Origin of the sequence: Kocuria sp. ZOR0020 (genome assembly GCF_000800955.1) — a bacterium.
GTDB classification, from domain to species: Bacteria; Actinomycetota; Actinomycetes; order Actinomycetales; family Micrococcaceae; genus Kocuria; species Kocuria subflava.
This window is the reverse complement of record NZ_JROX01000131.1, coordinates 1-8,900: the sequence shown is the minus strand read 5'-3', so window position 1 is coordinate 8,900 and position 8,900 is coordinate 1. Positions and strand designations below refer to the sequence as shown.

The following is an 8,900-nucleotide window of genomic DNA, read 5'->3' as shown; positions in this document are numbered from 1 at the left end:
CGGTCAACTCGAGACCCCCGTGACGTTGGAGGAGCTGGCCAGGCGACTGGCCGGCGTCGTTGCCCCCACCGCCCAAGGTGTACGGGTGGCAGGGCCTGCCGGGCGAGAGATCAAGACGGTGGCAGTGTGCGGAGGTGCGGGAGGCTCGCTTCTTGAGGACGTGGCGCAGACTGAGGCGGACGTCTACGTCACCGCTGACCTGCGGCACCACCCGGTTTCTGAAGCCCGGGAGGCGGCCATGCACGCACACGACGACGGCGGGTTGTGTCTGATTGATCTCTCCCATTCCGCCAGCGAATGGCTGTGGGCGCCAGTGGCCGCGCGCTCGCTGAAGGCTGCGTTGGGGGAGCGGGGGTACGACGTCGACGTCGTGGTTGCCTCCGCACGAACCGATCCCTGGGATTTCCAGGTTCCCAGCCCCCATCCGCAACCCCAGGACCGGTGGGCCTGAGCTCTTTCCCAACTGTCGGATGGCACGCAGCAGGTACGGACCCAAGGAGATGTGATGACTAAGGCAACACCAGAGAACTTCATCGCCCTGCTGGAACTTCAGCGCCGTGATGCGCGGATGACGCACCTGGAGGAATCGTTGAAGACCCTCCAGTCAGAACCTGAGTTGGTCACTGCCCTCAAACGGAGGCAGGCCGCTGTGGCCAAGGCCAAGGAACTGAACACGCAGCGGGCGCATGTTGAACAGGCCGCAGCACTGGCCGAGCAAAAGGTGACTGACTTGCTGGATCGCCTGGAGAAAGACCGGGCGCGCCGGGACGCAGGAGGATCCGCCAAGGAAGTCTCTGCCCTGCAGCGCCAGATCGATTCCCTGACCACGCAGGTGGAGAAAGCTCGGGCCGCCAAAGCTGTTTCCGGAGAAAAACTGGATGCGTTCATGACCGAGCGATCCGCCATTTTGCCCAAGTTGCAGGCAGCAGATGCCGCTGCCAAACGACTGGTTGCAGCCACCCAGGAGAAGGGTGCGGCCATGCAGGCCGAACACGGACAACTGGCGGGTGAGCGGGATCAGTACGTGACTGCTGTTGACAACGCGGCTCTGGTTTCCCGGTACCAGAAGATCCGAACCGGTGGACACGCGGTGCGCGTGGCAGCCACCACCCGCACCGGTGCCACGTGTGGCTCCTGCGGATCCACCATGAGCCCGGTGGAACTCTCCGAGGTGGAGGCGGATCCCACGGAGGTGTCCACCTGCCCGTCCTGCGGGGCGATTTTCGCGAGCTGACGGGACGGGTGTTCGGGGGACAGGACGGCCTATGAGCCGGGTTCTGTGCTCACGCCCGGTTACCCGTGACGTGGCGGTGACCATCCATCTAGGCCCACCGTTGCCGATGGGCTCAAGCGGCCTACCCGGATGCTCGGGCGAGCAGCCCTCCAACGCATCCTGTCTGACCTTGCTCCGGACGGGGTTTACCGAGCCGCACCGGTCACCCGGTGCGCTGGTGGGCTCTTACCCCACCTTTTCACCCTGACCCACGACGACGAATCGCTGCGGGCGGTCTGTTCTCTGTGGCACTGTCCTGCGGGTTGCCCCGAGTGGGCGTTACCCACCGTCCTGCTCTGCGGAGCCCGGACTTTCCTCGAGATGCACATTCGTGCACCGCGCGGTCACCCGGCCGTCCTGTCCGGCAGGTGAGTCTACCGCTCAGCTGATACCCGCGCCGCCCCTCCCCGCCGAGTAGGCCGTTTGATCGCTGCTGAGTGACCCAGGGGCGATCAAACGGCCTACTCGGCGGGGGAGGGGTGAGTCGATAGGATCGAGCGGTGCTAATTCTGCTGCCCCCGTCAGAGACCAAGTCCGCCCCGAGTTCCGGAAACCCTGTGGACGTGACCACGTTGTCCTGGCCGCAGCTGCAGCCTCAGCGGGAACGAGCGCTCAAAGCCTTGATGAAGGTCAGTGCCCAGAAGAACGCACTGGAGGTCCTGGGCGTTGGTGCGTCCTTGGCTTCTGAGGTGCAACGCAACACCACCTTGTTGGAAGCACCCGCCGCACCGGCATTGGAGGTCTACACCGGGGTCTTGTTCGACGCCCTCGATCCCGGATCTTTCACGGTGGCGCAGCGAACGGTGGCTGATGAGGTCCTGGTGGTGATCTCCGCCTTGTGGGGTGCTGTGAAGGCCGCGGACCAGATTCCGGCTTACAGGCTGTCCGGGGCCACGGCCCTGCGCGGGCTGGGCCGGTCCGGTGGCCTGAAGATGTCCACCTACTGGAAGCCCCATCTCAACCGTCATCTGTGCCCGGAGGCGCAAGGTCAGGTGGTGGTGGATTGCCGCTCAGCCACCTACGCCGCAGCTTTTCAACCGGCACCTGAAAACACGGTGACCATCAAGGTGGTCCAAATGGTCAAGGGGCAACGGAAAGTGGTGTCCCACAATGCCAAACACACCCGCGGACTGGTGGCCCGGTTCCTGGTGGACCAGCTCGCAAACGGCGCGGTACTGAATACGGTCCAAGCTGTGGCGGATGCGGTGCGTCAACAGTGGGTCGTGGAGCTGACAGCGCCCACATCCAAAAAACCAGGAGAGTTGACCCTGATTCTGCCCGAGCAGGAGTGAGCGGACGCGCCAGAGGCTTACCGGCCCCACTTGACGCGGGGTTCAGCCCTCGCCGTGGCCGAACGGGTCCTCGTCCACGCCTGGCTCCCAGATGTTGCCCGGAGTGCCCCAGCCTTCAGAACGGATCGCCTTCTTGGCCTTCCTGCCCCACTTGGTGTTGAGCCGGTCCACGTACAGCTTGCCGTCCAGGTGGTCGTACTCGTGCTGCATGACTCGGGCAAACCATCCGTTGGCTTCCCACCCGATCGGGTTGCCGTCGACGTCGAATCCAGCGATCTTGACCCATTCCGCCCTTTTCAGCGGGAAACTCAACCCGGGCACGGAAAGGCAGCCCTCGGATTCTTCGTCCGGATCAGGGTTCTGCTCGGAGACCTTGCCCACCGTCAGCACAGGATTGATGATCTCGCCGCGATCCGGTGCGTCGTCGTCGTTGGCGAAGACAAAGGTGAAGATGCGCAGGCCCACGCCGATCTGCGGGGCGGCCAGGCCCACGCCGTGCGCGGCGTCCATGGTCACGTGCATGTCCGCCACCAGATTCTTCAGTTCCTGATTGAACTCGGTGACCTTGGCGGCGGGCCGGTACAGGACGGGGTCACCGGTGATGACCACGGGACGGATCGGCATGTGGGCAGCTCCTTGGCTGGGTGAGGTGTGGGCGTCAACGGCGGGGCCGGGGGTGCCGACGACGACGCGGCGAACGGCCAGGCTGAACGGCACCTCATCTTACGGGAGGACTAAGGGTTCTCTGCCGTAAACAGCAGTATGCTTATGGAGTGACTAGACCTGATGGACGCATCGTGGATGACATCTCAGCCGCGGTGGGAAACACCCCGTTGGTACGCCTTTCCCGACTCTTTCCTCATACCCAGGTCCTGGCCAAGGTGGAATCCGTCAATCCGGGCGGTAGCGCCAAGGATCGTCCGGCAGCAGCCATGTTGGATGCAGCACTTGCCACTGGCGAGCTGGCCCCGGGTGGCACGGTGGTTGAGTCCAGCTCCGGCAATCTGGGGCTTGCTCTTGCCCGCAGCTGCACCGTCCGTGGCATCACGTTCGTGTGTGTGGTGGATTCACGGGCCAACACCACCACCGTTGCTGCCATCAAGGCCCTGGGCGGGAAGATCGAGCTGGTCATGGAGCCGGACCCGGAGACCGGGGATCTTCTGACGGCCCGGATCAAGCGGGTCCAACAGCTCCTGCAGGAGATCCCGGGCGCTGTGAACCTCTACCAGTACGGCAATCCGGCCAACCCGGGTTCCCACCGTGACGGCACCATGCGTGAAATCGCGGAAGCCACCGATCACCAGCTGGATGCGGTGGTGGCGGCGTGCAGCACCACGGGAACCATCAGCGGGTGTGCTGCCTACATCAGGGAACACGGCATGAAAACCAAGGTCATCGCGGTGGATGCCGTGGGCAGTGTGTTGTTCGGGGGCACGGCAGGACCACGCAATCTTCCCGGTATGGGGGCTGGGTTTGTCACGGACCTCTCCCGGACTGTGACGCCGGACCAGGTGCTCCGGGTGGGGGAGCGGGACTGCGTGGCGGGAGCCCGGGCCCTGGCACGGACTGAGGGGATTCTGGCCGGTGCCTCCACCGGGGCGGTGGTCCACGCGGTGGCCAGGCTGCTCACAGAACACCCTGGACTGCAGCGCGTGGCCATGCTGGTACATGATGGTGGGCTGCCGTACATGAACACCGTGTACGACGACGACTGGGTGGCCCAGCATCTGGGCGTGTCACCTGAATCGATGGAACGCAGTGTGCAGGAACTGACGGAGGCCAACGCATGAACGGTTCGGCTGAGGCGGCGTTGGACGGCGTCTACAGGATCGGTGTGGTCGGGGCCGGGCCCAAGGCACTGTTCGCCCTGGAATCCCTGGTGCGCAGGCTATTGGCTGCAGGCGGTGAGGTTCCCCGCGTTGCGGTGGACGTGATTGACACCAACCCCTATGCGGGCAGCGCCTACGCGCCGGACCAACCTGAATATCTGCGTCTGAACGTGTCCGCAGGCATCGTGGATGCTCACGAACCCGGTGCCGCCGAACGCTTTGTGCCGAGCTTCCACCAGTGGGCAGTCGAACATGCTCCGCAGCGCGATCAGGAGAGCTTTCCACCGCGCTCCACCGTGGGTGAATATCTTCACTGCGCCTGGAACCGCGTGCAGGAGGTGTGCTCGGATCTCCAGTGGAACACCGTGACTGCCCGGGCCGTGGATCTGACGGCTGTGGGTGGGGACAGCGCGGAGCCGAGGTGGGTGGTGCACACCGCAGACGGTGAACAGCACGGACCGTACCGGCAGGTTCTGTTGGCCACCGGGCACGCCCCGGATCACGACGGCGCCCTGAAACACACCTGGTCGGCTGAGATCCCACTGGTCCCACAGGTCTATCCGGTCCAGCAATGGCTGTCCCAGTCAAAGATCCCGGCAGGTGCAACGGTGGCTGTGCGGGGTGGTGCTCTCACGTTCATCGATGTCTGCTTGGCGCTCACCCAAGGGCGCGGAGGCGTGTTCACCACAGGGGAGGATGCCAACCTGCGCTACATCCCCAGCGGGCAGGAACCCTCCAGGATTCTGCCCGTCACACGGTCCGGGCTGTTCCTGGATGCCAAGAGCCGCCCGTGCGTGACTGTGGAGGATCTGGACACGGTCCTGGACCACGCACGGGTCCGCCTGGCTGCGCAGTGCACCATCACAGAGGTGATCAACACCGTCCAGCACGCAGCCGCGGAGATCCTGGACAGGTGCACCCGCAGCACCGCCAGTGATGCCGCCTGGGAGGTCTCCTACACGGCCCGCAACGGCGCTGAACCTGGTTCCGAGAGACTCAACCGCGCAGTGCGTGTTTTCACCCGCAGCATTGAGGTGGCAGAAGGACGAGCTGATCCCGGAGCAGCCTGGGCCTTGGGTGCTGCGTGGGCCAAGCTCTATCCGGCGCTGGTCCAGGCCGTGAGCTTTCGTGACCTGGATGCTGGGGACTGGGCGCAATTCCGACAGATGGCCGTGACCATGGAACGCCTGGCCTTTGGCCCGCCACTGCTCAACGCCCGCAAGATAGCCGCACTCATTCAGGCCGGTGTGGTCGATGCCTTGTGGATGCGTCAAGGCGTGGGAATCGCTGCCACAGGGATCACGGGCCTGGATGAATCAGAACCCCGTCCCGACGTCGTGATTGATGCCGTGCTGCCCCCGCCTGGTGTGGTGGGAACGGACCAACCGATGTACCTGAGCTTGTTGGAACGCGGGACACTGACGGTGCCGCCTGGCAGGCGAGGAGTCATGGTCACGCCCAGTGGGCAGGCCCTGAACAGTTCAGGGCAGGCCGTGGCGGGACTTTCGGTGATCGGGCGCCCCACGGAGGACCACGTGCTGGGTCATGACACCCTGAACCGAGCCCTTCACACCATGCCGCAAGAATGGGCGCAGGCAGTGGTAAAGCACATGACGCAAGGACCAGGAGGCACGTCGTGACCCAGAGCGATCTCAGGCAGGCAGTCCATGGTGAACCCGCCTTGCCGGCGCGTCTGGAACCGTGGATGTCTGACCTGCTGACCGACCCGGACACGTGCGCTTCCCTGCTGACGGAGTACGGCAGCCCCGTGAACGTGCACAACTTCTCAAGCCTGCAGCGCAACGCCCTGGAGATGGTGGAAGCCGCAGACCGGCATGGTGTTGATTTACGCGTTTTCGTGGCGCGCAAGGCCAACAAGACCGTTGGATTGGTGGATGCCGTACGGGACCTGGGCCACGGTATTGACGTGGGCAGTCACCGGGAACTCACGCAGGTGCTGGAGCGGGGGATGCCGGCCGAACGCATCATCCTGACCGCTGCCGTCAAGACCCGTGAGTTGCTGCACCACGCCCTGACGCACCGTGTGCCCGTGGCCCTGGACAATCTGGATGAAACCACATTGGCGCTCCAGGTCAGCGGGGATGCCGGCGTCAGTTCCCCCGCGGTGCTTCGGCTGGCACCGGAAGTCCGGGACGGCCTCACCCCCACGCGGTTCGGCGAGCGCAGCAGCACCTGGCTGAATTTCCTGGACAGCCAGCAGGCAACTGACATCGAACAGCGACTACCGGTGGTGGGAGTGCATTTCCACCTCCACGGCTACGCCCCACAGCACCGCACTACAGCGTTGGGGCAGGCCATCGACCTTGTGGATCAGCTGCGCGCTCGCGGTCATCGGGTGGAGTTCATTGACATGGGTGGGGGAGTGCCCATGTCCTACATTGACGACGCCGCCGCCTGGTCACGTTTTGGCGACGCCCTCCACCATGAGGTCCTGCGTGGCGATGACTCGCTCACCTGGCGGGGTGACGGGCTCGGCCTGTACTGCGAGGACCACGACGACGGACCCCGGGTGACGGGCCAACGCGACACCTACCCGTATCACCAGGAGCTGGTACGGGGTGAATGGCTGGAGTCCGTTCTGGAAGGGGAGGTCGCACCGGGTGTGACTGCTGCGGAGGCATTGCGCCAGCGTGGTCTGTCCCTGCACTGCGAGCCAGGCCGCTCCATGTTGGATGGTTGCGGGCTGACTCTGGCTCGGGTGGCATTCCGCAAACACACCAGCGACGACGTTGCCGTGGTGGGCCTTGAAATGAACCGCACCCAGTGCCGCTCCACCTCGGCGGACTTTCTGGTGGACCCGATTCTGGTTCGTACCGGTGAAACCGGCAGTGCAGAAACGGGCGTTGGATCCCACGGGTCCAGCGATTCCTGGAGTGCACCCGATGGTGCTTTTTTGGTGGGTGCTTATTGCATTGAGGCGGAGCTGATTCTGAAACGGCGTCTGCATTTTCCCCGGGGAGTCAACGTGGGGGATGTGATTGCGCTGCCCAACACGGCTGGTTATCTCATGCACATCCTGGAAAGTGCCTCCCACCAGATTCCGCTGGCCACCAACGTGGTGGCATCCGGGGCTGGGTTCATTCAAGACGCCATCGACACCTGGTGAGTGGCTGAGGGGCGTGACGGCGTCGTCGTCGTGCTTGGCCCAGGTCAAGGCGAGGGGTCGGTTGTCGGACCTACGGTGGGACCACGACCCGTGCCACCCACCGTTGAAAGGCCTGCGATGTCTGAGCAAACACCCGTCACCCAATCCCTTGCACACACTGGATTGGCCCCATCACACCCCGTGGTGGACGGTGACAAACAGTCCCGGACGTTGGTCAACAATCCGGCCATGCGGGTGGTTCAGTTCACCTTTGATGCCGGTGCGGGCCTGTCCGAACACGACGCACCGGGGGCTGTGGCCGTGGTGCTCAATTCGGGCGAACTGGACTTCACGGTGGATGGCACGGTGCATCGAATGACCGGGGGAGACGTTCTTTACCTTGCACCCGGTGTGCCGCATGCGGTCACGGCCGTGGAGGCGTCCCGTATGACCTTGGTGATCACAGACATCGGCTGAGCCGTGCCATGTGTGGACACAATTCATGGCTGAGTGCTTCCAAGTGGGAATCTTGCCCCATGCGTGAGATCACCAAGGACACCCAGCTGTGCATTTCGTTGTCGGCCCGGCCCACCAACATTGGGACCAGGTTCCACAATCACCTCTATGAGGTCCTGGACCTGGACTTCATCTACAAGGCGTTCACCACGGACGACATCACTCAGGCCATTGCGGGTGTCCGGGGACTGGGGATCCGCGGTTGCGCCGTTTCCATGCCGTGGAAAGAGGACGTCATAGCCATGGTGGATGAGATGGCGGACTCTGCTGTGGCGATTCAGTCGGTCAACACCATCGTGAACAACGCGGGGCATCTGACGGCGTACAACACGGACTACCAGGCCATCTACGACCTTCTGGATTCGCACAACGTGAGACCTGGATCCTTTGCGGTGCTGGGCTCCGGTGGCATGGCCAAAGCAGCGGTGGCAGCCTTGACCAACGCCGGTTTCGGACCGGGCACGGTGGTGGCCCGCAACGAAACTTCCGGACGGGCCCTGGCTGAGCAGTACGGACACACCTGGAGGCCTACAGCCGACGGGTTGGAGACCTCTCTGGTTTTGAATGCCACTCCTGTGGGCATGGCTGGCGGGCCTGCACAGGATGAGCTCGCAGTGCACGAATCGGTGATCGCACAGGCCAACGTGATCTTTGACGTGGTGGCTTTCCCCTCGGAAACACCTTTGGTCTTGGCTGCACGTGCACTGGGCAAGCCGGTGATCACAGGTGCTGAGGTCATCGCCCTGCAGGCAGCAGAACAGTTTGTGCTCTACACCGGCGTGCGCCCCACCCACGATCAAGTGGCAGAGGCCTCGCGGATTTCCAGGGCCTGATGCCCTGGCGGTGACTCTGAGGCAGTGACTCTGAGGCAGGGACCTGGCAGC

9 protein-coding genes and 1 other RNA gene are annotated in these 8,900 nt (G+C 64.0%); 8 read left to right on the top strand and 2 right to left on the bottom strand.

Annotated features, from left to right (window positions below; genetic code table 11):
- The coding region (locus L979_RS08260; protein ID WP_047691474.1) for a Nif3-like dinuclear metal center hexameric protein at positions 1–451 on the top strand (451 nt) is incomplete at its 5' end.
- A 54-nt stretch (positions 452–505) separates the two neighbouring features.
- Positions 506–1,234: a zinc ribbon domain-containing protein gene (locus tag L979_RS08255; RefSeq protein WP_047691462.1), complete on the top strand. Its 729-nt coding sequence runs from the start codon at positions 506–508 to the stop codon at positions 1,232–1,234.
- 16 nt (positions 1,235–1,250) lie between these two features.
- Here the strand turns inward: L979_RS08255 and rnpB are convergent.
- Positions 1,251–1,633, bottom strand: an RNA gene (gene rnpB, locus L979_RS14620) — RNase P RNA component class A.
- Positions 1,634–1,773: 140 nt separating this feature from the next.
- On the opposite strand from rnpB, the gene L979_RS08250 reads away from it, so the two are divergent.
- Positions 1,774–2,565, top strand: a complete 792-nt coding sequence (locus tag L979_RS08250; RefSeq protein WP_047691460.1) for a YaaA family protein — start codon at positions 1,774–1,776, stop codon at positions 2,563–2,565.
- 42 nt (positions 2,566–2,607) lie between these two features.
- On the opposite strand, the gene def is transcribed toward L979_RS08250, so the two are convergent.
- Complete coding sequence (gene def, locus L979_RS08245) at positions 2,608–3,189, bottom strand: peptide deformylase (RefSeq protein ID WP_047691471.1); 582 nt, start codon at positions 3,187–3,189, stop codon at positions 2,608–2,610.
- A gap of 149 nt (positions 3,190–3,338) precedes the next feature.
- On the opposite strand from def, the gene sbnA reads away from it, so the two are divergent.
- The 5 genes from sbnA (at position 3,339) to L979_RS08220 (ending at position 8,849) form a co-directional block, all read left to right on the top strand.
- Positions 3,339–4,355: a 2,3-diaminopropionate biosynthesis protein SbnA gene (gene sbnA / locus L979_RS08240; protein ID WP_231559464.1), complete on the top strand. Its 1,017-nt coding sequence runs from the start codon at positions 3,339–3,341 to the stop codon at positions 4,353–4,355.
- Positions 4,352–6,034: an FAD/NAD(P)-binding protein gene (locus tag L979_RS08235; protein WP_047691457.1), complete on the top strand. Its 1,683-nt coding sequence runs from the start codon at positions 4,352–4,354 to the stop codon at positions 6,032–6,034. The genes sbnA and L979_RS08235 overlap by 4 nt, the downstream gene beginning before the upstream one ends.
- The gene (locus tag L979_RS08230) at positions 6,031–7,521 is read left to right on the top strand and encodes a diaminopimelate decarboxylase (RefSeq protein WP_047691465.1); all 1,491 of its coding nucleotides are present in this window, start codon (positions 6,031–6,033) and stop codon (positions 7,519–7,521) included. Before L979_RS08235 ends, L979_RS08230 begins: the two co-directional genes overlap by 4 nt.
- Before the next feature lie 162 nt (positions 7,522–7,683).
- On the top strand, positions 7,684–7,977 hold the full coding sequence (locus L979_RS08225) for a cupin domain-containing protein (protein WP_231559463.1): 294 nt from the start codon (positions 7,684–7,686) through the stop codon (positions 7,975–7,977).
- A 59-nt stretch (positions 7,978–8,036) separates the two neighbouring features.
- Positions 8,037–8,849 (top strand): shikimate 5-dehydrogenase, encoded by an 813-nt coding sequence (locus L979_RS08220; protein WP_047691453.1) that lies wholly within the window; start codon positions 8,037–8,039, stop codon positions 8,847–8,849.
- Positions 8,850–8,900 lie beyond the last annotated feature (51 nt).